The sequence below is a fragment of the Photobacterium sp. NCIMB 13483 genome (assembly GCF_003025475.1).
Classification (GTDB): Bacteria; Pseudomonadota; Gammaproteobacteria; order Enterobacterales; family Vibrionaceae; genus Photobacterium; species Photobacterium piscicola.
Window position 1 is genome coordinate 17,328 of record NZ_PYLV01000008.1, and the last position, 22,417, is coordinate 39,744.

Sequence of the window (22,417 nt, forward strand, 5' to 3'; positions counted from 1 at the left end):
AACTTATTGCTGGTTTTTTATGATGACAAAATCAACTTTCTAGCCCTAATACCAATCAATTCATCTGTCCAATAATACCCTTTCATAAGATAAACATGGTTATTTTAACTATGCTTAATTAGAATACCAATTTAGCCCAGATACACTTGATACCATGAATAAAAAACCTGATCGTCAAACGGCAATGCGCCAACTTCTGACTGAAGTTAAGCAGGCATTTCCACTTTATGAACCTGAAACCTTTGTTTGTGGACCAGATAATAAATGTATTGGCTGTCCTAAGAAATTATTAGAACTCGTCGATACCGAAGTCAGTTACTGGGAACATGCAATTGAACGTGGTGTAACGCCACAATTTGATGAAATTCGCCAGTTTGGTAAGTTATGTAAAAACGTCCGCCGCGGCTTAATGCGAAATAATATAATGACCTAAGGTAGCCGTGCTATAATCCACGGCATTGTTCGTCGGCTATTACTTTAACTTTTAGAGATAGCCGTTATTTGATTTATTTATCTGAGATTCTACATGCCTTTCTCTAAGCTTGGATTAAGCGACGCTATCGTTAAAGCAGTAACCGATATGGGTTACACCACTCCTACGCCGATTCAAGAAAAAGCCATTCCGGTGGCACTAACCGGCAAAAACTTACTTGCAGCAGCACAAACAGGTACCGGTAAAACGGCTAGTTTTGTTCTTCCTATTCTGCAAATGCTTGATGATGGCCAGCAAGTGCGAGCTAAACGCGTTCGTGCATTAATTCTTGCGCCTACACGTGAACTTGCGGTTCAGGTTGAAGCAAATATTGTTCAATACAGCAAACACACCAATTTAACCTCAATGGCAATGTACGGTGGTGTCGATTACGAACCACAAAAACGTCGCCTAATTGAAGGTGTTGATATTTTAGTAGCGACACCTGGTCGTTTATTGGATATGTACACCAAACGTGCTATCCACTTTGATGCGATTGAAATTTTAGTGCTTGATGAAGCTGACCGTATGTTAGATATGGGCTTTATCGAAGATATCAATAAGATCATCGAACGTTTACCTCTTGATCGCCAAAACATGTTGTTCTCGGCAACACTATCATCTCAAGTGCGTCTTCTTGCTAAAACAGCTGTTCGTAATCCGGTTGAAATTAGCGTTGCTAAAGATGAAGCATCACAACCTAAAATTGACCAATGTTTGATCACTGTTGATAAAGACATGAAGTCTTCTCTATTGAGCCATTTAATTAATGAGCAACAATGGGATCAAGCATTGATCTTCATCGAAACCAAGCACGGTGCTGCTAAATTAGTAAGCCAACTTGAAAAACGTGGTATTGCCGCAGAAGCAATCCACAGTGGTCGTAGCCAAGGTTCTCGTGCGCAAGTATTAGAAGATTTTAAAGCGGGTAAAGTAAAATACTTAATCGCAACAGGCGTTGCTGCTCGTGGTATCGATATTGATGAGCTAACCCGCGTTGTTAACTATGATCTTCCCTTCCCACCTGAAGAATATGTTCACCGTATCGGTCGTACAGGTCGTGCAGGCTCTAAAGGTGAAGCGATTTCATTTGTATCACGCGATAACTTCAAAAACTTATGCATGATTGAACGTCTGTTAGGCCACTTAATCGTTCGTAAAGAAATTGAAGGCTTTGTACCAACTAAAGAAGTGCCTATTTCTATTTTAAACTTCAAGCCTAAATATCAAAAACCTGAAGATGATAATAGTAACGGTGACAAGCCACGTCGCAACGATAAGCCGCGTAGAAATTCACCAAGCACAGATAAACCGAAGGCAAAGAAACCAAGAAACCGTAAGCCAATTACGGATCGTGATACAGGTATTCCACGCGGAACGCGTAAGCCTAAATCCGTTTAACTGATATAAATCGCCATAAGATCTGATACACAGTTTTATGGCGATCTTTTCTAAGACGGGACAGCCATATCTTTCTAGCATCAAGACCACCACACACTGAGACAATAACAACCAAATACCATTTACTTCGGTTTTTAATGTAACAAAAACCAACCTCACAATAATAAAATACCTTATTTCTTGTTTAACAAGATCGGCAAATACCACAATAAACGATTATTGCGGTAATAAGCATCTTTATCAAAAATAGGTTTTTAATTAGGGTGTAATCTTTGACTCGCTACCTTACCTTTACACCAACGGCCACCAAAATGCTGTTGAAACGAACACATTCGCGACCATTTACCACTTACATTGGTATAGTGCTCCATAAAGTCATTGCTATTATCTAACCACGCATCTCCATTAACCCCCATTTGTTGTAACAGTTTAGGTTGAGTGGCCGGAATAAAGCCTTTTTTATCATCGCGAATACTACGTCCAGTCCAATCAATCAGCTCTAAGTAATCTTTAAAATCAAATTGTATCCCTACCTGTTTAGCCTGATGTTCAGCACCAACAAAAGGTAATAATCCAATTTTAGAGCGCTTAATTGATGATGAATTTAAGGTTGATTTTTTTGCTATAGACGTTTGATGGCACTCTACTATTCGCTGCTGAATTGAAGTGAAATCAGAATCTTGTAACGATGTTGCGAGCCCTGCTCGAATAGGATTTAAATCAACATACATCATGCAAGAGAGTAATGCTTGTTCGTCTAACAACGCTTGAGATTTAAAACGCCCTTCCCAAAAAGCACCAGTACAATCATCTTCTTTGTTGGCTTTACGTGCAATTTCTTCATTTAAACACCGCATAAACCAGCTAATACTACCTAATCGTGACTGCCATTCTGCAACCAATGTTGATAACGCTTGTTTCTTATCTACACCAACATCACCATTATTAACAAAATCTACCGCAATCGGATGACCATTAAATAACTGTAACCAACGCGAAATAACCTCTTGAGGTGATAATGCCTGCTGTTGTTGTGTATCAATTTTCAAGACTAAATGATAGTGGTTATTCATGACGGCATAGGCGCAAACATCAATACAAAACACCTCAGACAATTGCTTGATTTTATTCACGATCCAACCACGTCGATGTTGGTAATTTTTACCACTATACGGATCCTCACCACACAAATAAGCCCGCCTGACACAGCGATTAATAATATGATAATACGGAGTAATTTGAGGTTCGATCAATTTACGTCTTGAGACAGTCATTTCTTCCACCATAAGCAACTTGAAGCTTAAGTGTAGTAGCTTATCGAAAGTCTGCAATAATTTGGCTGTCCCGTTTTTTGTTCGGTATTAAAAGGTATGGCTGTCCTTGCTATTTTTTCCTTGCTATTTTAGAGCGCTAACTGAACAGCTTCGAACGCATGAATCTCAGTGGTGTCATATAACGGAATGTCGGTATGTTGTTGCTGAATCAATAACGCTATTTCTGTGCAACCTAAAATCACAGCTTCAGCACCACTTTTATATAATTCATTGATAATGTTTAAATATTTCACTCTAGATTCAGCACTGATGATTCCTTTGCAGAGCTCATCATAAATAACATTATGAACAATAGCTCGACTCTCAGTACTTGGAACAATAACATCAATTTCAAACTTATTCGTTAATCGACTTTTATAAAAATCTTGTTCCATTGTAAAACGAGTACCTAATAACCCAACTTTTTTAACGCCATCACTGACTAATTTTTTCGCCGTTGCGTCTGCAATATGAAGAATAGGAATCGATATTTCGGCTTCAATTTCTGAAGCAACTTTATGCATAGTATTAGTACAGATAATTAAAAAATCAGCACCGCCAGCCTCAACCGCTTTTGCTGCCTGTGTAAGAATAACAGCAGTATCATTCCACCGCCCTTGGTGCTGTAATTTTTCAATTTCCTCAAAATTCACACTGTATAAACAAATTTTTGCTGAACTAAGCCCGCCAAGTTCAGCTTTTACGCCTTCATTAATCGCTTTATAGTAACTTGCCGTCGATTCCCAACTCATACCACCTAACATTCCGATTGTTTTCATACTGCACTCCATGCTTTAAAAATGATATAGAACTGTTATGGCTGTCCTACCTTTACTACCTTTATGCCGACGTATACTCATATAAATTGTTTTGAGAACCGTACAACGCCATTGTTCCTTTAAGCTCAAACCCTATTTTTTGTAATAACCGATTAGAGCCTTCATTATCAAGTAATGTAACCGCTAAGACTGTGTTTAAAGAGTGATCTTTCATTCCGACATTAAGCACAGAAGAAGCCGCCTCAGTTGCGTATCCTTTTTTACAAAACTCGGTCAAAAATGCATAGCCTAAGTCAGGATAATCTAATTCTTCTCTTTTTAATAAACCACAGATCCCAATCGGCGCTGCTGTCTCTTTCAGTAACACTAAATTCAATCCAAAGCCATAATCACGATAGCTGGCTAATGGTCCATTCGTTAAATAATTCACAGCATCCGCATGTGTTCGAATATTTTTATCTGCTATATAACGAATAAACGCTTCTTCATTTAATAACTGTATAATAAATTCAACATCATCTAGCGTTAATTGTCTTATTATTAGTTGTTCTGTTTCAGATATTAGTTTCATCAAATAGGTTCCTAAAAATAGTAATACTGTTCAAACATCTTTTTAACGAACCAATTATTTTTGGTTTAATTGTAACAAGTCCCACTTAGTGCCATATAAGTCTTTAAACACAACAACCGTACCGTATTCTTCTACACGAGGCTCTTCTGTAAATTCAACACCTTGCGCTTGCATAAACTCATAGTCACGCCAGAAATCATTCGTTTGAAGAAACAGAAATACACGGCCACCCGCTTGATGACCAACAGACTTTAATTGCTCATCATTACTTGCTTGTGCGAGAAGTAAATTAGTTCCTGTAGAGTTTGGTGGCGAAATTTGAACCCAACGTTTACCACCGCCTAAATCTGTGTCTTCAATAAGCTCGAACTGCAGTTTCTTAGTATAAAAATCAATCGCATCATCGTAGTTTTCAACAACTAAAGCAATGTTACCTATTTTTTGTTCAACAGACTTATTCATAATATTTTCACCACGATTTAAAAACAGAATTTTACCTGATTTCAAACATAAACTCATTGATCATCTAGAAATATACAATCACGTTTAAGAAAAACAATGTATGTATCTTCTCTATAAAATCTAAATGAATTGATAGTTATTATTCAGACTTACGGCCGCCCTAAAATTTGCTAGTTTTCAATTCTAAAACACCTAATTTAGTCAGTCGACTTAGCATTAGTAAAAATAAAAAATATAAAATGCTATCTCAATAAAAAGTAAATGTAGTTATCATATAGAAAATAACTATAGGTTTAATTCAATGAAAAAGATTAGATACCCATTTGATTTGCAAGGTAAAATAACAGTAAACTTCAAGAAAAATTTCAAACCTATTTTTATTGATACTCATAATAATAGCGCTGAGATATCAATTGATGAATTCGCAGTACATTCCTTTAATTATGATTCAGAATCTCGATTATTAAGTGTGTCATTACAAAAGGCTATTAATGCAATATCTAACACTGAAGTTGAAGAATTAATTAATGGCGATGAATTAGAAAACAATATAATTAAGGTGGATTTAGTTTATTGTTTATATAATGCTGCGATTATCAGTTCTCATATCTCTTACCCTTTAGATATTAACTCTTTTATCGAATCTATCTCTGTCTCTAAATACTTCACATTACAGTTAAATTAATCATATAAAACATAAAGATACTCGGAAAACTAACAGTACCGAGTGTCATCAACAATTCGTATTACCCTATCAAAGACTACAACATAAATATCCAGAAACTCTTGATATAATGATATACATTTTTAATATTAATCATTATTTCGACAAATCATCAGATGGCTAAATAAATAGAGATTAAAACATTAATTAATATTTAAGTAATAATAAAAATAAATTGATAAATTTAACTATTATTTGTGATAATTATTTCTTTTCTTTAGAATACTGCACTACATAGAATGATAACCAATAACCATCGCATGGTGATGAATGAAACTTTTAGCGGATATAACAGGTGAAAATTTTTTAGAAATCATTGAAGAATCTGGTGATTCCGTGATTGTTCAATTTATATCTAATGAAGGAAAAACGAAAGGAAAACCTTTTAAAGATTCAATGTACGGCTTATCTTTAGCTGGATGGAAAGAACGTACAACATCAACGGCTATCGGATTAAAAAACTTTAGAGATGGCAATATTCATGATCCACAAGTGAGCTTTGCCTTACATCAGCTATACCCTTTAGGACGAAAAGTAAAATTACCCTCTGGTGATATTGCGACTATTGCAAGTTATGCCAATACCCATGCTGATGGCTATTATATTTACCTAAAAAATGAAGGCAAATTGAAGCGTTTTAAAATCACTCCAGAATGGGAACTACTACCTTCAGAAAAGTTACTTGCACTACCCTATTATCCTGCACCAAAAACACAAAAAGAGATTGATAATATAGATGAATTTGATAGATGGGCAGCCGGATTTTAATATCAAGCATCAGGTAATTCTTTGCCGTATACGATCTCTATATTCATATGTAAAATCAACAATATTATAGCTAATAAAGCACAAACAATACTAAACCAAACAGTGATTTTAACCCCCTTTACTTTATTGCTATTTTTTATTCCTAACGATAAACAACATGAAATCGTTCCAATACCAGTACCATATCTTCGCTTGGCGCAATATTGAACGCTGAGCATTCAGTCGCAAAGTAGTGCCAATGCGTTTCACGCCACCATTTTAATGACCGATCACCTTCACCTTCTGCATAAGCAAATTCTGCTGATACTTCGTTATATTTACACGTTTCTACTGAATCAATTTCAATAATACTAATAGGCTCACCGTTCCAATCAACAACCACTTGTAAATGGCCATTAACTGGCATTAACTCTTTTTCTGACACATACCAATAATTAAGGCTACATGTTGCTGTCTTTTGCCCACTTCGAATTAATTCTGCGCACAAATTAGCATTATGTTCATCAGCACAAAAATAGTCTGAACTGAATGATTGGTATTTTTTACGCTCAATTTCAGACAGTGAATTGAGGTATTTATTTAAGTAGATTTGAGATTTTTCTTCCATGAAATTCTCTTCATTAATAATAACGGAAATAAATTAAAAATATATGTTAATAGTTGAAAAATAATATGAATACATCTTTTCTGTAAAATAAGTGCCGATAATTCGACACATATATTATCGATTAAGTTTTAATAATTATTTTTTAACAGAAACAGTCTCATCAACTTCATAATCATTTAAAGAAGGATTAGAGCTGATATTCAACTCAACTAACGGATTCCCAGTTGCCCATAATGCTCTTAATCTAGGATTATGACTAATATCTAACTTAGTAATTTTATTATCTGTAATATGTAATTTTGTTAATTTAATATTCTTACTTATATCTAATTCAGATAATTGATTATACATTAAGCTTAAGTTATTAAGTTGACCATTATGACTAACATTGATTTGAGACAACTGGTTATCAGTTAACCCGGCTTGAATTAATTCAAGATTGTGGCTAAAGTCTATCTTTTTTAAATTATTCTCTTTTGCCCACAAATACATTAATTTAGTATTTTCTGATAGATTAATATCTTCAATTTTATTAGAAACGATGCTCAGATCTGTTAATTGTGGGTTTTTTGTAAGATCTAACTTAGAAATATGGTTAAAAGAAACATTCAACTCAGTAAGTTTGGGATTATTATTCAAATTTAAGTTAGCTAGATTTGATTTAGTTATAGATACCGATGTTAGCTCAGTATTTTTACTCAAATCTATGTTCGTCAATTGTGATCCTGATAACCATAACTCCTTAAGAGCAGGAAAATAACTAACTTCATTTGCATGATCTATATTTACCTGACGACACACTAGTTTAGTTATATTTTTCGGATTAATAATTTTTTGTGCTAAAACACAGTTCTTAAAATTATTATCTTCAAATTTAATATTGTTAACATCCAGCATTTCACCTGAAAATGCATTTAAAGATACTACTAAACCACACGTAGCCACTGTAAATAGTTGTTTATAACTGCTCATTTTATACTCTTTATGAAAGAAACCTATATTTATTACCACGCTTAACTGCAAGCTAAATATTACTTTCTTATTTTAAAAAATACAATATAAACATAACCTTATATTTACAACTTCACTTGGTGATTCTAATTATTCACTTCGCCATCTCATGAAGTCATCAATCCTATATTACTAATGCATCTTAATGATTGTTAGGGTAATAGTAGAAAAAACCATATTTATACTCACGCTAAATAGACACCTTATCGCCCTCACAGACATTCACTGTAGAGAATGATGATTATCAGGTCAGATAATCGCGTTAATATTATCTATTTTTGAAATAAAAAGTTATGGGTGTCCTATGTTTCTTTTACTATTGATGGCTATAGTCATGCACTTCGTCGTATTACTCACCATTGAATAAATCCCCCGATACATTAACCACTGATGATCTCAAGCGATACTTTGCTCAACTGATTAAAATCCATTCATCGAGCACCGTTAGAATTGATCGTAATGGATTACGAAAGTTATGAATGTCCTATCCCTTACCATCTCTTACAGCGTGCCAAAATGGCACAAAACTTGTCAGCGTATAATAATTAAACTACAATTCACCTGTGCCACTTTGACACTGAATGGAGATTATTATGGCTACTACATTACCTCGTATTACAGCACGTGTAGATATTGATACACAAGAACTACTATCTCAAGCTGCTGCTATTGCCGGTATGTCTAGCATTAACTCATTTGTGCTTAGTGCTGCTGTAGAAAAAGCAAAAACTATTATGGAACGTGAACGTACCCTACAACTAAGCCAGCAAGATGCTATGACTTTAATGACTGCGTTAGACCAACCAGCTAAACCAAATAGCAAATTACAAAAAGCAGCTGCACGTTATATTGATAAAACTCAATAATGAATACAGTCCAATTAGAAAAAACTAAACATGACCGAAATCGTTTTGATTGTGGTATTACCGCACTCAATAATTACTTGAAAGTTATGGCAAGCCAACAAGCTAAGAAAGACAATACTCGTACTTTTGTTCTTGAAGATAAGCAATGTCCTGAGCACATTATTGGTTATTACACATTAACAATGACACCGATTGATATTCAGGATTTACCTCCTAAATTACAGAAGAAACATCACAGTGTAACCTCTGGTGGTTTGATTGCCCGCTTAGCCGTTGACCATAGATACAAAGGTCAGGGTTTCGGTGAATGGGTTTTGATTGATGCGCTTAGAAAACTATTAATGGCAAGTGAAACGGTCGCCTTCCCTGTCATCATTGTTGATGCAAAAGATGGCGCTGAGGATTTCTATGAAAAGTACGGCTTTACCGCATTCAAAGATACTGATAACAAACTGTTTATTACAATTGCAGACATTAGAGCTAGTATCTGTGAATTAATTTAAACCGAGAAGCAGTTAACGCCACCATAACACGTGCTGACGAGCAACTTTCAAAACCAATTATACTTCAAACCAAAAATGCCGAATATTATAAACATCGTGTTGATTGCTTTGTTATGTAACTGTTTACTTAAATGCTTTACTGTACTGCTTACCTGCTTCCGTGTGTGCTAAAAGGAGTATTTCACTCTGGAAGCTTCTAAATGATTCATCCAAACTTTTAAATGCCGAGCTGTAATTTGCTAAATCCCCTTTTGGACAATAATACTTCTGCCCACCGATGACTGTGGGTTTATCGTTCATCAAGGTGTCCCAATTACTAATAATTTGAGTTTGTTCTGTACGCGATAATGTTTTGATGAGATCTACGGATAAGAAGCGTTCAAGCTGAAAGAGCTTTTGGTGTTCACCTAAGATATTTTCTATCGACTCAAAAATAAAGTCCTCAACTGTCATCGGATACCCCACACCAGTATTTGGATCAAATTTACTTCTAGATATTGCAGCAATATCAGTTGGCTTTATATTTTTTGCTATTGATTTAAACTCAACCTCATCTAATGGGTTAAGGACGATACTTTCAAATTTCGCCCAATCCCCATATGCGACAATAAAGATCCTAGATATACTGTCTAAAACATTTCTTAGGTGAACTGCAACAATTTCATCAACTTTAACTTGTTCTTCATGTCTCTTACGCTCAATTTCTCGCAAAGGTAAATAACAACTGATGAAGTAGATTATACAGCCAGCTAAACAAGATAAAAATATATTCACTAATACTGATACCAACTCACCCGCACCAGCAAACCACTCAGTACAATCTCTCGCTATCACTTCAAATATTAAAACGAACACTAAACTAAAAGTCCCTAGTACAATTAAAATTTTATCGTGTTTTTTCAATTCATTACCCCAATTTCAATTAAGTTACATAACGCCTGCATAACACGTTTGCTACGATACAGACTTAGTTGAATTTTACAGCCTTAATCACTGAAGCTAAAGGCAAACTGACAACGCCGAGTGTAGCAAATCGTGTTGATGCATTTGTTATGTTGTAACTCAAAAAGTTCACCTAAGCTACCTGTTCAATAGTCAAATCATATTCTTGGTCATGTGGATTATGAGTTATAAATGAAGAACCTCTAGGGATTAATACTTCTTGGATTTCAATAGAGTAATCATCTGAATATAAAGCTATATCACGACCATTCAAGTGCTTTATTTTTAATAACATACAATCATGCTCAACCATCGTAATTTCATTAGGTGCTTTTAAGGTACTTAAATATGCTCCATCTATTGTAACTTCATTATTTGCTAATGCTTCTTGCTCATCTAATGTAGGAATTGACCAACGATATACAAATTGCTCTTGATAAATAGGAAGTTTAGTTAGTCCAGAATCAACGAGCTTTATTATGAAATTATTAAGTTTACCTGCACGTAAAGCAGAATTAATTTCCTTATACATTGGAGGATAACAAGTTGTATATGCGTAAAGAGCAACCGCTTCATCCCTAGAAAGTAAAACTTCTTTTTTTACTTTTGTATGATTCAGCTTTACCATAGCCCAAAACTGGTCATATACGGCTACTTTTAAAAAATTCTCTAAACTCTTACTCATCACTACTTATTTAACGACCTCTACAACATAACGCCGCGTTAAGTAGTGAGCAACGCTACCACTGAACCTAAACCATTGCACCGTAAACACAAAACTTGATTTAAACTACAAATGCCACGCGTTGCGAATCTGCCTTAAACGCTTTGTTATAAGCCGACGATCACAGTTCATAAGGTTTAAACTTCATTTCATACCTTTCAAGGCTTAGCTCAGCCTTATAAACCTCTATAGAACCACCATAGACATGGTTAATGATTTCTTTAAGTTCATTATCTAATTTTTCATGATCAAATTTGTATCCAAGAAGGATTGCTCTAACGTTTATCACACCAATATCCAGATCAATATATTTATCTGGTATTCCGCCTAAATTTACGTCGATAAATCGATGCTCTTCTTCGTATTTCCAGTCTAAGTGCTTTGTAAAGATAGCATCCATCAAATATTGCATATAAGAGTCATTAGAAAGCAGATGCTGTTTCATTACGTCAGCTAATTCTGATGACGTAACGTTTGGGGTTTCTTTTAAAATAGCTTCTCTTATAGCACTTGTAGAATAACAAAACGGCTTAATATCTTCATAATCCACTGCTTTACTTGGAAGTTCTATCAAATTGTAACCCATTACGTAACCTGCATGGTTAGTAGAATAATGAGCCCACATTATGGGTGAGTGTGGATTACGACTCATGCTGGCTATTCTTAAATGTCGGTTAATCGTATCCGATAGTGAGTCATCTCTTTCACCATCAAGTGTTTCAAAAAAACATTTACTATCATATGGGTCATTGAACTGATCTGCAGAAACATACCTTAAAGAGTGGTACCTGAGAGGAGCAAGTATCTCTTCAGAACTTGCTTTAGGATTCGCGCTATAATACTTAAAGTAATTCATGGTTCTCCAAAATATTCAATTATCTTCATTAGGCTTATAACGCCTGCATAACACGTTTACTACTATGCAATTATACCTAAAATTGACGCCTTAAAACGAGAAACACCCGACAACCAGAGACGCCGAGTGTAGTAAATCGTGTTGATGCATTTGTTATGTGAATTAATACAGCGAATAAAAGCCTTAAATTATAAAAGACCTTAAGCTGACTATTAATTTTTAATGTAATTTCCTTCAGAGTCTTTAAGCTTACCGCAAAGAAGCAGAATAAAATCAATTAAAGTCCACAAACCGAGCCCACCTAATGTTAATAATTGAGCAATACCTAAACCAATTCGTCCAGTATAAAATCTATGTGCACCAATAAAACCTAGAAAGAAGCAAAGTAATACAGCAACAATCCAATTTGAGTTAGTGTCTGTTTTCTGAGATTGCTGAGCGCCGCATTTTGGGCATGCAAGTGCCGATTCATGAATTTCAGTACCACAACCACGACAAAAAACTAATTGAGACATTCCATTTTCTCCATTAAATAAATTTAACCAAAATACTACACTATAAGACTAAAGAGTTACTAGGTTAAAATTGAAAACATTCACATAACGCCTGCATAACACGTTTGCTACGATACAGACTTAACTGAATTTTAACGCCTTAATCACTGAAACTAAAGGCAAACTGACAATGCCGAGTGTAGCAAATCGTGTTGATGCATTTGTTATATTTTTGATTCGTACATCATTTTAGTCTGTACAGCTTTGTCTAATCGTCGATGAACCAAAGAGACCATAGAAAGGATATCTAATGCATCAATTTCCTCTATAGCCCAAGTGATTTTTGGAGCATGAGCTGTAGTATTACGAAATGTACCAAATAACCCTTTAAGTAAATTCATAAAGCCTTTTTGTTCACTTTTCTCGCTTTCACTGACTAAAGAGTTTAGTGCTAAATGCGGTACTTGCTTAAAGGAAAAAGCCTCATCAACTAGCGCTGAACCATCAGAAGTTAAACCTGTTTTATTTCTGATTTTATCAGCAACACTTTTAGTAGCCTCAAATACAGCATGAAAGTAATTATCTACAACTAATTCCTCTTTACAATATTTCAGAACATCAGGATGAACATTACGAGAAACTAAATGATCCTTTAATTTGTAAGCCCTTGCAGCAGCTTCACTGATCAGTCACTGTACCTACCTTTCCATTTTCGCCAATATTAAAGCCTGCAAAACTGAGAATTTGATTTAATTGAAACCGAGTATCATTAAACCATTCCAAATTATTATAATGACGTGCTGGATTAATCGCATTTTGGATGAAAGCCAAAACATTATTAGCACACCCATCAATCATTTGTTTATTTGCTAATGCTGAATTCAACCTTTTCCATTTGGTGTTAGCTGAATCAATATCTTCAATACCAGATTCATAGAGTAATTTTCCTATTTCCGCTCCAGTAAAACCACTGGAAGTATCACCAAGTAATCGGCAAATTGATTCAACCACACTAAAATCTAAACTTTCTATTCTTGCCATAAGTCACCTTAAAAAATATAACAACTTATTATATTAACAACTTGCCCGAATTTGTTCTTTGAACCTGCGCCCGTATTTAATTCGTCATTATACAAAAAACATTATAAATCAAAAACATTATTACATTGGTTGCCCGATAGAAGTCACAAAATCGGGCACCTACCTTTTAGTTTCCACTTTTTTTACTAATACTAATTGCTGTATGTATTAACAGTATAAAAGGTGCGCAATGGCTTCTCTCTTTCTAACTTACATAAAAGAATACACGTATCAAAAAAACTACGCAAAACGTACTGTTGAAAGTTACTTATATTGGATAAAAAACTATATTTTATTCCATGATAAAAAACATCCTGATAAATTAGACAATGATGATGTTGAACAATTTCTGTCTTATTTAGCCAATCAAAGAAATGTTGCAGCAAAAACACAAGCTACAGCCCTTAATGCACTTGTCTTTTTATATTTACATATTATTAAAAGGCCATTATCTCAAAAACTCAGGTTTTCACGTGCTAAATATGCACGAAAATTGCCCGTTGTTTTAACACAGAAAGAAATAGCTTATCTTTTTCAGTTTATTGATCCCCACTATAAACTACCAATTCAACTTATGTATGGTAGTGGTCTTCGTATTAGTGAGTTACTTTATCTTAGAATAAAAGATATTGACTATGATTATCAGTCAATAATGATTTGGTTATCAAAAGGAAATAAAAATCGTCGTGTAACATTAGCACCTGAATTAATTCCCGCATTAAAAGCACAACAACAAATAGTTCATAATTACTTTAAACAAGATATTTTAAATAAACAATATTGTGGTGTATGGTTACCTCATGCTTTAAATAAAAAATATCCTTCAGCACCAAAAGACTTTCTTTGGCAATTCTTATTTCCTTCTTATAAATTATCAGAAGATCCTGCAACAAAAGAAATTAGACGTCATCATATAGATGAAACGACGATTAGACGTTGTTTAAAAAATGCAGCTAAAGAATCAAATATCAAAAAAAACATTTCATGCCACACATTACGGCACTCTTTTGCTACTCATTTACTTGAATCTGGTGCAGATATTCGTACCGTTCAAGACCAACTAGGGCATAGTGATCTTAAAACAACACAAATCTATACACACGTTTTAAATAACGGAGCAAATGGAGTAAGAAGTCCATTATCAAACCTATTAAATAAATAATAATTAATAACACTACAACACGCTATAAATAGATTCCATATCGCGTTCGTAATCTCATTATAGGGAATGACGAGCTATTGTGACTTTTAATATAACAACATGCGCTGTTCCTAAACCCTCGTCCCTAATAACCTATAACCTTTCTTCCATAAAAAAGCCGACAATTAAGTCGGCTTTAAATAAATAATCTATTCGCTATTAATTAAGCGTTAGCTTGTGCCGCTTCAGCCGCAACTGAGCCTTCTTCTGGACGCTTTAAGAATGCGTACAATACACCAGTAACTACCGTACCCGCAGCAATGGCGACTAAGTAAAGCAATGCTGGTGAAATTGCGTTTGGAATTAGCAGAACAAACAAGCCACCGTGGGGAGCCATTAGTTTTGCACCAAACAACATTGATAATGCACCTGTTAATGCGCCACCAATCATACAGCTTGGAATAACACGCATTGGATCGCGGGCTGCAAATGGGATCGCGCCTTCAGTAATAAAGCACATGCCTAATACAAACGAGGCTTTACCTGCTTCATTTTCGCTGGCTGAGAACTTACGCTTCGCAAGGAATGTTGCTAAACCCATACCCATTGCTGGCACCATACCCGCTGCCATTACTGCTGCCATTGGGGCATAGGTTTGTGAAGCTAACAAGCCAACACCAAAGGTATAAGCGGCTTTGTTTACAGGGCCACCTAGGTCGAAACACATCATACAACCAAGAATAATACCCAGTAATACCGCGTTCGCTGAACCCATGTTGTTTAAAAATGTGGTTAAACCTGCCATTGCAGCTGATACTGGACCACCAACGATGTAAATCATTACCAAGCCGGTAATTAAGCTGGCTAATAATGGCACAATCAAAATCGGTTTTAACGCTTCCATTGATTGTGGCAGTTTGATTTTTTCAACCAAGAACTTAGCACTGTAACCGGCAAGGAAACCGGCAACGATACCGCCTAAGAAACCCGCGCCCGTGGTACTTGCTAACATACCGCCAATTAAACCCGGCGCTAAACCTGGGCGATCAGCAATTGAGAATGCAATGAAACCCGCCAATACTGGCACCATTAACGCAAATGCTGAGCCACCACCGATGGTCATTAAGGCTGCGGCTAACGTGCCTTCTTGTTTAAAGGCTTCGATACCAAATACAAACGATAAGGCAATGGATAAACCACCAGCTACCACTAATGGCAACATGTAAGACACACCTGTCATTAGGTGTTTATACGGCCCTGCTTTTTCTGCTTTGGTGTCCGCCGTTTGAGCGTTAGTATTTCCAGAATGTTGATATACCGTGGCGGTTGCAAAGGCTTTTTCTAGCTCTGGTTTAGTTTTCTTAAGTGCTAACCCTGTGCTGGTTTTGTAAAGCTTTTTGCCATTAAATCGGGCTAAGTCTACTTCAATATCGGCAGCGATAATGACTAAATCTGCGGCTGCAATTTCAGCATCTGTAAGTTGGTTTTTAGCACCCACTGAGCCACGGGTTTCAACTTTAATATCATAACCCTGACGCTGACCTTCTTCTGTCAATGCTTCTGCTGCCATAAAGGTATGAGCAACACCCGTTGGGCAAGCAGTGATCGCGACAATTTTCTTAACCGCATTATCGATTTCATCAGCGACAGGTTGAGTGCTGGCTGCTGTTAATAATTGTGCTTGTGTGACAGCGTCTGTTAGCCATGCTTTGGTATTTTCAAAACAAGCTGTGATATCCGCTTGATAAACTTTTTTACCCACAAAGCGTGAGTTATCAATCGCTGTGCCCGTCGCAATGATGATCACTTCAGCGTCATCAATCTGTTGTTGAGTCAGTTCTTTGGTTGGATTAAATGCAGTTTGGCATTCAATGCTTGCTTGCCATTGTAGTTCTGCGGCGGCTTTTTCTAATAAACCCGCTGCGATAATGGTGGTTGCGATGCCGCTAGGACAAGCTGTTACTAATGCTATTTTCATATTTACACCTTGGTCAATGTTGCTTCACATGTTCTTCTGTCGTTAAGCAATGATGTGATTAAGCTCTATGTACTTAAGCTATTGAGTTACAATGACATGTTTAGCAATATCATTAACTTTATTGATATTATCAACACCGACACCCACTTGTGTCACCGCTACTGCTGATAATGCCGTCGCAAATTGTAATGACTGCGCTTTTGAATGTTGATTAAGTTCACCCCAACATAAACCAGCGACTAAAGTATCGCCTGCGCCAACGGTGCTCACGACATCCATTTTTGGCGGCTGGGCATGTAACCAGCCTTCATGGTTAAGCCACATCACCCCTTTTGCACCGAGTGATACCACCACATTAGCAATACCTTTCGCTGCGATTTGTTCAGCAACTTCCATGCATTGCTGCTGAGTCTCTAATGCTTTCCCTGCCCATTCAGCCAGTTCTTCACCATTTGGTTTTACCAACCATGGATGAGCATCTAAACCTGCGGCAAGGGCTGATTTACTGCTATCAAACAACACTTTTTTGCCTAATTGATGTAATTTTTCTAACCAATTAGCGCACATATCAGGGGTAATGCCTTGTGGCAAGCTACCAGCAATCACAAACACATCATGGGTGACTGCTAATTCAAATAATGTCTTTTCAAAGGCTAAAATATTGGCCGCAGTAACCGCAACACCAGGGAAATTAATGTCACTTACCTGACCATTTTTTTCGACTAATTTAACGTTAATTCGGCTTGCGCCCGCCACGCGGATAAACTTATCGGTTGCGCCGATTTGCTCAAACAATTGGCAAAAAGGTTCTTGGTTATCAGCACCTAATAAACCCGTTACTGTCACATCAGCACCAAGCTCTGCTAAAACTTTAGCAACGTTCACACCTTTGCCCGCAGGATGAAGACTTCCGCTATCAACCACATTGACGCTGCCTAGCGAAATAGCCGTTAAACTGCCAGTAAGATCTAATGCTGGATTGAGTGTTACCGCTACAACTTTGGGTTTAACAACATGGTGCATGGTTTGTGTCTCTGTATGTAAGGTTGAAATTGTCATTGCTGCGATCCTTATAGTTTTTCGCCTAAGCCATCAGCAATAGCTTGACCGATTGCCGTTAATGCCGCGTCTGCATCACTACCATGTGCGGTAAATTGCAGTTCATTACCGCATTTCACACCAAGGCCAATCACTTTCATTAAACTTTTCGCATTAACGGGCTTACTGTCGCTGGTGATATTAACCACTTGAATATCCGCATCGAATTTCTTGGTGGTATTAACTAACATTGCACCAGGGCGAGCATGTAAACCATGGGGATTACGAATCTTAAAGATTGCTTGATTACCTTCTAAGGTCACTTGCGTCAGTGCGGTTACCATTTCTTGTGCTGAAGATGCTAACCATTGCGCAATCTTGCCTTGATAAATCAAAGATGTGAGGTATTCAAGGTTCGCTTTATGGGCAGTATTATTGGCCGCGATCATGATCATACCCGCCACAGGGTGACCTAATTCTTCAAAAGGCTCTTGAGGTGTTACCACTGCAATCGCGGTACGTTGCACTTGTTTATTACTTTTAACCAGCCATAGCCCTTGACCTAAATAAGTCGGACCTTGATTAATCGCATCAGTGACGGTGGCTGTTTCTGCAAATCCTTGGTATTTAATTAAGCCCGCAGCAACAGCGGTTAACTGTAATAAATCTTGTGCTGGAAATTGCTTTAAAATAAGCTCAGCATTACATTCAGCCTCTTGCTGCTCATCACCACTTAATAAGGTAATGATCGCTTGCTCAGACTCACAATGGCGTAATTTTTCTTCAATACCATCAGCAGATAACACTTTGGTTAACTGTTTTAGAATGCCTAAATGCTCATCCGATTTAGCCGCAATCCCTATTGCAATATAAGCCGTATTATCATTGCCCCATGGCACACCTTGTGGAAAGTGATGAATTTTCACTCCGGTATGGTTAACTAAATCACGGGTTTCAGTCGTACCATGTGGAATCGCAATACCGTTACCTAAATAGGTTGAATTCTGTTGCTCACGGGCAAGCATGCCATTGACATACCCTGTCTGTACTAATCCCGTTGCTTCAAGATCAGCCGCCAACGCTTTAATGGCGTCTTGTTTGTTCGATGCCGTTTGTTGCATCGTAATATCATTTTTAGACAGTGATAACATGTAACTCTCCGATTCAATGCTCTGTGAGATCGTCGCTATTTATAATGCTGTTCATTAAGCTATTGATAAACCCTATTCACTTCATCGCAGTATGTGCTTATCAATAGCTGAATCGTTTCAGCAAAACGGGAAATAAAAAATGTTCACAACGGGTGTTTATCGTTTAACAACACCCTGCTGAAACCTTTCAGCTTGCATACTGAATCGTTTCAGCTAGAATTGCAAACGCTGATAAGTATGCATTAAGTGAATATATGATCAAGCGCACAAACTTATATTTAGTAAATAACAATCAGCCCGATTAAATCTCTGATGCTTTCCCTAACATGAATTCACAACGGATAACGATAATGACATTGGATGAAATCGCAAAACTAGCAGGCGTGTCTCGAACAACGGCAAGTTATGTTATTAACGGTAAAGCAAAACAATATCGTATTAGTGAAAAAACTCAGTTCAAAGTAATGGCTGTTGTTGAAGAACATAACTATCGCCCCGATCATGCTGCTACCTCGCTTCGAGTTGGAAACAGCCATTCACTTGGATTGATCATTCCTGATTTAGAAAACAGCAGTTATGCCAAAATTGCTAAGTTATTAGAGCGTGATGCGCGCAAAGCGGGTTATCAAATGATTATCTCTTGCTCTGATGATGATCCTGCAACCGAAATGAAAGTGGCCGACATGCTGTTAAGCCGTCGAACTGATGCGTTGATTGTTGCCAGTGCCCTTACTTCTGACAACGCATTTTATCGAAAGATTCAAGCTAATGGCGTGCCTGTTATTGCCATTGACCGTGCATTAGACGATGAGTTTTTTATCTCCGTGATCAGTGAAGATTTAGAAGGTGCTTATCAACTGACGCAATCATTGTTGAGTAAGCCAATTAACAGTATTGGCCTTATTGGTGCCGTTGCAGATTTAGGAGTATCGAAAGAACGCCAGCAAGGCTTTACCGCAGCGATTAACCGCCATTCACAGCCGATGACGACTATTATAAGTTATGGGGAACATTTTAGTCAGCAAAATGGGCAACGTATGGTCCAACAATGGATTGATGATGACTGTTTTCCTGATGCGATATTAGCAACATCCTATACCTTGTTTGAAGGGGTACTGGATTGTTTACTTAAAAATCCACAACTGATGAGTCGTACTTATCTCGCAACATTTGGTGATAACCGCCTATTGGATTTTTTACCCAATAAAATACAGTCGTTACCACAACAATTTGAAGTTATTGCTGATCATGCGCTTACATTGGCACTAAAAGCGATAAACGGAAGTTATGAGCCAAATATTGAGGTTATTCCGCGCCAAGTCATTCATCGTTAATGATATTGCTATTATTCTATTGCGGAATAATAGCAATAATGAAAAAATACTCGATTACACATTATTCTCTCTTTCTATTAGGTTGCTATAGGCTCCACCATGTATTTACGTCTTAAAGCATTATTAATATCGCATGCACAATTTTCTCATGCTTTACGGGTAACATTGGCGATTGCTTTTACGCTTGCCTTTTATGCTGTTGTCCACGTTCCACATTCAATGTGGGGTCCTGTCACCGTGGTTGTGGTTATGATGCAGCCTTATGCAGGAGCCATTGTTTATAAAGGTTTTCAGCGTATTGGTGGCACATTATTAGGCGCAGTGTTGGGGTTATTGACAGTTTTATTCCCCGATAAGCTGGACTACCTGATTCCGGTGTGGATGTTGGCATGGGTATTTTTGCTATCACTAAAATCTTACGGTAAAAATATCTATTTCTTCTTTTTAGCCGTGATGACACTCATTATTGTTTCTTATCAAGGAGACACCGCGCTAGAAGTAAGTGTGGCATTATGGCGCGTTGCCAATATCTTAATTGGTAGTTTAATTGCCATTGCCTTTTCGTTGCTATTACCTATTCGCGCGATAACAAGTTGGAATACCCTGTTTAATCAAAACTTACGTGCATTACGTCAGCTTTACCAAGCACACGCTTCAGCCCACATGCTAAGTATTAAACAGCTTAATGCCATGAAACGTGAAGTATTAGAACGCCACATGAAGATGATCATTCTATTACCTAATGTGCAAAAAGAAAGGCACAAACTCGCCGGCCATTATCGAACAATCATTACCGTGCAACGTTCATTAATTAGTGTAACTGAACAATTAATTGAAACTCATTGGAGTTCAGATATTAGCCGTCGTCAATTACTAGCTCAGAATGATTTAAAAGTCTATCAGCAGCATATTATTACGATTCTAAGCCAATTAGAACAAGCATCAACGCCGCATGCGGATTTATCAAATATTGAACCATTACCTGATATTGATTTGTTATCGACGATGGCTGAAGAGATTTCCCCAACGGATGCGGCTAATGCATTGGGTATTTACGGTTATTTTTGGCTAACACGTCAATTTATTGGTCGCCTAGAAGCGTTGATTATTCAATTACGTATTATTAATCAGAAGTAAACGATCTATAACAAAAAAACCAGCGCTATTAAAATCAATAGTCGCTGGTTTTTTATGACTAAATAACAACTACTCTCTCATCATTATGATTAGCAACTAACTGATGATTACAAATAGCCTTAATTAACAAATAACAGTGTTAACTTCATGATCCATCAGCCACCGTTGTAAACGCGGAGCTTGTGAAATTGCATCATAATAAATATCACATTCTTTGGATGCACTGCCCGCAACTGCTAACAACATTTTTAATAGCTGTATCACCGCATCATTTTGAGTATCAACCCGATAATGAAGCTTGGTATTGGCAAAATCTTGTCCTAATGCCAATTGTGCTAATTGCGTAACATCTGCGACAAAACCATCAAAGTAATGAATAAAAGTATCCGCTAGCAATGCATTTGCAGGTACTGAACAAAGCATATGCACTCTTAAGCCATTTGCACCACGACATAAACCTTGTTCAGCCAGTAAATCAATCATGGTTGCCGCTTCACTAAAGGTACGCACAAACGGTACTACCAGTTCAATAGTATCACCACCAACAGCTGCACGAGCCCGCTTAATTGCTTCACATTGTAATGCAAAGCTCACTTTATAATGAACATCAGCATAAAAACTTGCACCGCGTAACCCTAATAAAGGATTAACTTCGGCACTTTCTAATTCAGCACCGAGTAATTGATAGCGACATTCAGCATTAGCCCCTGCTAATTGTACTTTTAATGGTGCAGAGCCTTGTTGTCTGGCTGCTGATATTAATAATTCAGTCAGCAGAGCAACATAATATTCAGCTAATGCGACACTCTGTTGTCCATACTGATCCGCTATTTTTTGTTGTAACGCTTGTTGAGTCACATCAGATAAAAGATTTTGTTGGGTAAAAACTAACGGATGAATACCAACTTCTGTGGCAATAAGATCATCTAAAGAAACTAACCCAATCCCTTCATGGTCTAGCGTCGCTAATTGTTGTGCATTGTGTAACACCGCGGTTGTTGCCAGCATTAATTCGGTTTGTGTTGTCATATTCCACCTCGACCTCCATGTTAAATAGCCTAATGT

25 protein-coding genes and 1 pseudogene are annotated in these 22,417 nt (G+C 36.9%); 10 read left to right on the plus strand and 16 right to left on the minus strand.

The features are described 5' to 3' along the window. Positions 1–154: 154 nt before the first annotated feature. Both C9I86_RS08305 and C9I86_RS08310 read left to right on the plus strand, forming a co-directional pair. The gene (locus C9I86_RS08305) at positions 155–433 is read left to right on the plus strand and encodes a hypothetical protein (protein WP_045038647.1); all 279 of its coding nucleotides are present in this window, start codon (positions 155–157) and stop codon (positions 431–433) included. 93 nt (positions 434–526) lie between these two features. Continuing rightward, a complete protein-coding gene (locus C9I86_RS08310) occupies positions 527–1,873 on the plus strand; it encodes a DEAD/DEAH box helicase (RefSeq protein WP_107276125.1) in 1,347 nt (448 codons plus the stop codon). Positions 1,874–2,127: 254 nt separating this feature from the next. Here C9I86_RS08310 and C9I86_RS08315 read toward each other — a convergent pair whose 3' ends face one another. The 4 genes from C9I86_RS08315 to C9I86_RS08330 all read right to left on the minus strand — a co-directional run bounded on the left by C9I86_RS08315 (position 2,128) and on the right by C9I86_RS08330 (position 4,998). Next, positions 2,128–3,147, minus strand: a complete 1,020-nt coding sequence (locus C9I86_RS08315) for a transposase (RefSeq protein WP_107276126.1) — start codon at positions 3,145–3,147, stop codon at positions 2,128–2,130. Between the two features lie 128 nt (positions 3,148–3,275). Then, complete coding sequence (locus tag C9I86_RS08320) at positions 3,276–3,965, minus strand: aspartate/glutamate racemase family protein (protein ID WP_107276127.1); 690 nt, start codon at positions 3,963–3,965, stop codon at positions 3,276–3,278. 61 nt (positions 3,966–4,026) lie between these two features. Beyond that, complete coding sequence (locus tag C9I86_RS08325) at positions 4,027–4,536, minus strand: GNAT family N-acetyltransferase (RefSeq protein WP_107276128.1); 510 nt, start codon at positions 4,534–4,536, stop codon at positions 4,027–4,029. A gap of 54 nt (positions 4,537–4,590) precedes the next feature. Beyond that, a complete protein-coding gene (locus tag C9I86_RS08330) occupies positions 4,591–4,998 on the minus strand; it encodes a VOC family protein (RefSeq protein WP_080157762.1) in 408 nt (135 codons plus the stop codon). Between the two features lie 301 nt (positions 4,999–5,299). Here C9I86_RS08330 and C9I86_RS08335 point away from each other — a divergent pair, with 301 nt between their 5' ends. After that, on the plus strand, positions 5,300–5,683 hold the full coding sequence (locus C9I86_RS08335; protein WP_080157234.1) for a hypothetical protein: 384 nt from the start codon (positions 5,300–5,302) through the stop codon (positions 5,681–5,683). A 309-nt stretch (positions 5,684–5,992) separates the two neighbouring features. Then, positions 5,993–6,490, plus strand: a complete 498-nt coding sequence (locus C9I86_RS08340; protein WP_080157233.1) for a hypothetical protein — start codon at positions 5,993–5,995, stop codon at positions 6,488–6,490. Between the two features lie 142 nt (positions 6,491–6,632). Here the strand turns inward: C9I86_RS08340 and C9I86_RS08350 are convergent, their stop codons facing one another. Continuing rightward, positions 6,633–7,097: an ASCH domain-containing protein gene (locus C9I86_RS08350; protein WP_107276130.1), complete on the minus strand. Its 465-nt coding sequence runs from the start codon at positions 7,095–7,097 to the stop codon at positions 6,633–6,635. 135 nt (positions 7,098–7,232) lie between these two features. Further along, positions 7,233–8,069, minus strand: a complete 837-nt coding sequence (locus C9I86_RS08355; RefSeq protein WP_107276131.1) for a hypothetical protein — start codon at positions 8,067–8,069, stop codon at positions 7,233–7,235. A gap of 354 nt (positions 8,070–8,423) precedes the next feature. Between C9I86_RS08355 and C9I86_RS20265 the strand changes: the two are divergent. The 3 genes and pseudogenes from C9I86_RS20265 to C9I86_RS08365 all read left to right on the plus strand — a co-directional run. Next, positions 8,424–8,578, plus strand: a pseudogene (locus C9I86_RS20265) (phage integrase N-terminal SAM-like domain-containing protein); the annotation flags it as partial. A gap of 123 nt (positions 8,579–8,701) precedes the next feature. Next, positions 8,702–8,974, plus strand: a complete 273-nt coding sequence (locus C9I86_RS08360) for a DUF1778 domain-containing protein (protein WP_107276132.1) — start codon at positions 8,702–8,704, stop codon at positions 8,972–8,974. Next, entirely contained in the window at positions 8,971–9,477 is a 507-nt protein-coding gene (locus C9I86_RS08365) for a GNAT family N-acetyltransferase (RefSeq protein ID WP_199190765.1), read from the plus strand. Before C9I86_RS08360 ends, C9I86_RS08365 begins: the two co-directional genes overlap by 4 nt. 123 nt (positions 9,478–9,600) lie before the next feature. Here the strand turns inward: C9I86_RS08365 and C9I86_RS08370 are convergent, their stop codons facing one another. The 6 genes from C9I86_RS08370 to C9I86_RS20275 all read right to left on the minus strand — a co-directional run bounded on the left by C9I86_RS08370 (position 9,601) and on the right by C9I86_RS20275 (position 13,534). Next, on the minus strand, positions 9,601–10,380 hold the full coding sequence (locus C9I86_RS08370; protein WP_107276134.1) for a hypothetical protein: 780 nt from the start codon (positions 10,378–10,380) through the stop codon (positions 9,601–9,603). A gap of 172 nt (positions 10,381–10,552) precedes the next feature. Further along, positions 10,553–11,104 (minus strand): ADP-ribosyltransferase, encoded by a 552-nt coding sequence (locus C9I86_RS08375; protein ID WP_107276135.1) that lies wholly within the window; start codon positions 11,102–11,104, stop codon positions 10,553–10,555. A 160-nt stretch (positions 11,105–11,264) separates the two neighbouring features. Then, a complete protein-coding gene (locus C9I86_RS08380) occupies positions 11,265–11,999 on the minus strand; it encodes a DUF2971 domain-containing protein (protein WP_107276136.1) in 735 nt (244 codons plus the stop codon). Positions 12,000–12,211: 212 nt separating this feature from the next. Next, positions 12,212–12,514, minus strand: coding sequence for a TM2 domain-containing protein (locus tag C9I86_RS08385; RefSeq protein ID WP_061014418.1), 303 nt, complete (start codon positions 12,512–12,514; stop codon positions 12,212–12,214). Positions 12,515–12,717: 203 nt separating this feature from the next. Next, entirely contained in the window at positions 12,718–13,182 is a 465-nt protein-coding gene (locus C9I86_RS20270) for a TIGR02391 family protein (RefSeq protein WP_369925296.1), read from the minus strand. Beyond that, positions 13,172–13,534, minus strand: coding sequence for a hypothetical protein (locus C9I86_RS20275; protein WP_241956867.1), 363 nt, complete (start codon positions 13,532–13,534; stop codon positions 13,172–13,174). The genes C9I86_RS20270 and C9I86_RS20275 overlap by 11 nt, the downstream gene beginning before the upstream one ends. A 229-nt stretch (positions 13,535–13,763) precedes the next feature. Here C9I86_RS20275 and C9I86_RS08395 point away from each other — a divergent pair, with 229 nt between their 5' ends. Next, positions 13,764–14,735 (plus strand): integron integrase, encoded by a 972-nt coding sequence (locus tag C9I86_RS08395; protein ID WP_107276137.1) that lies wholly within the window; start codon positions 13,764–13,766, stop codon positions 14,733–14,735. A gap of 202 nt (positions 14,736–14,937) precedes the next feature. Here the strand turns inward: C9I86_RS08395 and fruA are convergent, their stop codons facing one another. The 3 genes from fruA to fruB all read right to left on the minus strand — a co-directional run bounded on the left by fruA (position 14,938) and on the right by fruB (position 18,881). Then, positions 14,938–16,692: a PTS fructose transporter subunit IIBC gene (gene fruA / locus C9I86_RS08400; protein ID WP_107276138.1), complete on the minus strand. Its 1,755-nt coding sequence runs from the start codon at positions 16,690–16,692 to the stop codon at positions 14,938–14,940. A gap of 78 nt (positions 16,693–16,770) precedes the next feature. Then, a complete protein-coding gene (gene pfkB, locus C9I86_RS08405) occupies positions 16,771–17,751 on the minus strand; it encodes a 1-phosphofructokinase (protein WP_369925259.1) in 981 nt (326 codons plus the stop codon). Between the two features lie 11 nt (positions 17,752–17,762). Beyond that, positions 17,763–18,881 (minus strand): fused PTS fructose transporter subunit IIA/HPr protein, encoded by a 1,119-nt coding sequence (fruB, locus tag C9I86_RS08410; RefSeq protein ID WP_107276139.1) that lies wholly within the window; start codon positions 18,879–18,881, stop codon positions 17,763–17,765. 350 nt (positions 18,882–19,231) lie between these two features. Here fruB and cra point away from each other — a divergent pair, with 350 nt between their 5' ends. Both cra and C9I86_RS08420 read left to right on the plus strand, forming a co-directional pair. Continuing rightward, complete coding sequence (gene cra / locus C9I86_RS08415; RefSeq protein WP_107276140.1) at positions 19,232–20,215, plus strand: catabolite repressor/activator; 984 nt, start codon at positions 19,232–19,234, stop codon at positions 20,213–20,215. Positions 20,216–20,314: 99 nt separating this feature from the next. After that, positions 20,315–21,352, plus strand: a complete 1,038-nt coding sequence (locus C9I86_RS08420; RefSeq protein WP_107276141.1) for an FUSC family protein — start codon at positions 20,315–20,317, stop codon at positions 21,350–21,352. Between the two features lie 123 nt (positions 21,353–21,475). On the opposite strand, the gene C9I86_RS08425 is transcribed toward C9I86_RS08420, so the two are convergent. Further along, a complete protein-coding gene (locus C9I86_RS08425) occupies positions 21,476–22,381 on the minus strand; it encodes a putative PEP-binding protein (protein ID WP_080157220.1) in 906 nt (301 codons plus the stop codon). Positions 22,382–22,417: the final 36 nt, after the last annotated feature.

Excerpts from the sequence above, each read along its gene's own strand:
- C9I86_RS08325 (WP_107276128.1), bottom strand. The coding sequence starts at position 4,536 with ATGAAACTAATATCTGAAACAGAACAACTAATAATAAGACAATTAACG.
- pfkB (WP_369925259.1), bottom strand. The coding sequence starts at position 17,751 with ATGACAATTTCAACCTTACATACAGAGACACAAACCATGCACCATGTT.
- C9I86_RS08315 (WP_107276126.1), bottom strand. The coding sequence starts at position 3,147 with ATGACTGTCTCAAGACGTAAATTGATCGAACCTCAAATTACTCCGTAT.
- C9I86_RS08340 (WP_080157233.1), top strand. The coding sequence starts at position 5,993 with ATGAAACTTTTAGCGGATATAACAGGTGAAAATTTTTTAGAAATCATT.
- C9I86_RS08350 (WP_107276130.1), bottom strand. The coding sequence starts at position 7,097 with ATGGAAGAAAAATCTCAAATCTACTTAAATAAATACCTCAATTCACTG.
- C9I86_RS08335 (WP_080157234.1), top strand. The coding sequence starts at position 5,300 with ATGAAAAAGATTAGATACCCATTTGATTTGCAAGGTAAAATAACAGTA.
- C9I86_RS08425 (WP_080157220.1), bottom strand. The coding sequence starts at position 22,381 with ATGACAACACAAACCGAATTAATGCTGGCAACAACCGCGGTGTTACAC.
- C9I86_RS08385 (WP_061014418.1), bottom strand. The coding sequence starts at position 12,514 with ATGTCTCAATTAGTTTTTTGTCGTGGTTGTGGTACTGAAATTCATGAA.
- C9I86_RS20275 (WP_241956867.1), bottom strand. The coding sequence starts at position 13,534 with ATGGCAAGAATAGAAAGTTTAGATTTTAGTGTGGTTGAATCAATTTGC.
- C9I86_RS08330 (WP_080157762.1), bottom strand. The coding sequence starts at position 4,998 with ATGAATAAGTCTGTTGAACAAAAAATAGGTAACATTGCTTTAGTTGTT.
- C9I86_RS08310 (WP_107276125.1), top strand. The coding sequence starts at position 527 with ATGCCTTTCTCTAAGCTTGGATTAAGCGACGCTATCGTTAAAGCAGTA.
- fruB (WP_107276139.1), bottom strand. The coding sequence starts at position 18,881 with ATGTTATCACTGTCTAAAAATGATATTACGATGCAACAAACGGCATCG.
- fruA (WP_107276138.1), bottom strand. The coding sequence starts at position 16,692 with ATGAAAATAGCATTAGTAACAGCTTGTCCTAGCGGCATCGCAACCACC.
- C9I86_RS08360 (WP_107276132.1), top strand. The coding sequence starts at position 8,702 with ATGGCTACTACATTACCTCGTATTACAGCACGTGTAGATATTGATACA.
- C9I86_RS08305 (WP_045038647.1), top strand. The coding sequence starts at position 155 with ATGAATAAAAAACCTGATCGTCAAACGGCAATGCGCCAACTTCTGACT.
- C9I86_RS08320 (WP_107276127.1), bottom strand. The coding sequence starts at position 3,965 with ATGAAAACAATCGGAATGTTAGGTGGTATGAGTTGGGAATCGACGGCA.
- cra (WP_107276140.1), top strand. The coding sequence starts at position 19,232 with ATGACATTGGATGAAATCGCAAAACTAGCAGGCGTGTCTCGAACAACG.
- C9I86_RS08375 (WP_107276135.1), bottom strand. The coding sequence starts at position 11,104 with ATGAGTAAGAGTTTAGAGAATTTTTTAAAAGTAGCCGTATATGACCAG.
- C9I86_RS08420 (WP_107276141.1), top strand. The coding sequence starts at position 20,315 with ATGTATTTACGTCTTAAAGCATTATTAATATCGCATGCACAATTTTCT.
- C9I86_RS08355 (WP_107276131.1), bottom strand. The coding sequence starts at position 8,069 with ATGAGCAGTTATAAACAACTATTTACAGTGGCTACGTGTGGTTTAGTA.
- C9I86_RS08395 (WP_107276137.1), top strand. The coding sequence starts at position 13,764 with ATGGCTTCTCTCTTTCTAACTTACATAAAAGAATACACGTATCAAAAA.
- C9I86_RS08380 (WP_107276136.1), bottom strand. The coding sequence starts at position 11,999 with ATGAATTACTTTAAGTATTATAGCGCGAATCCTAAAGCAAGTTCTGAA.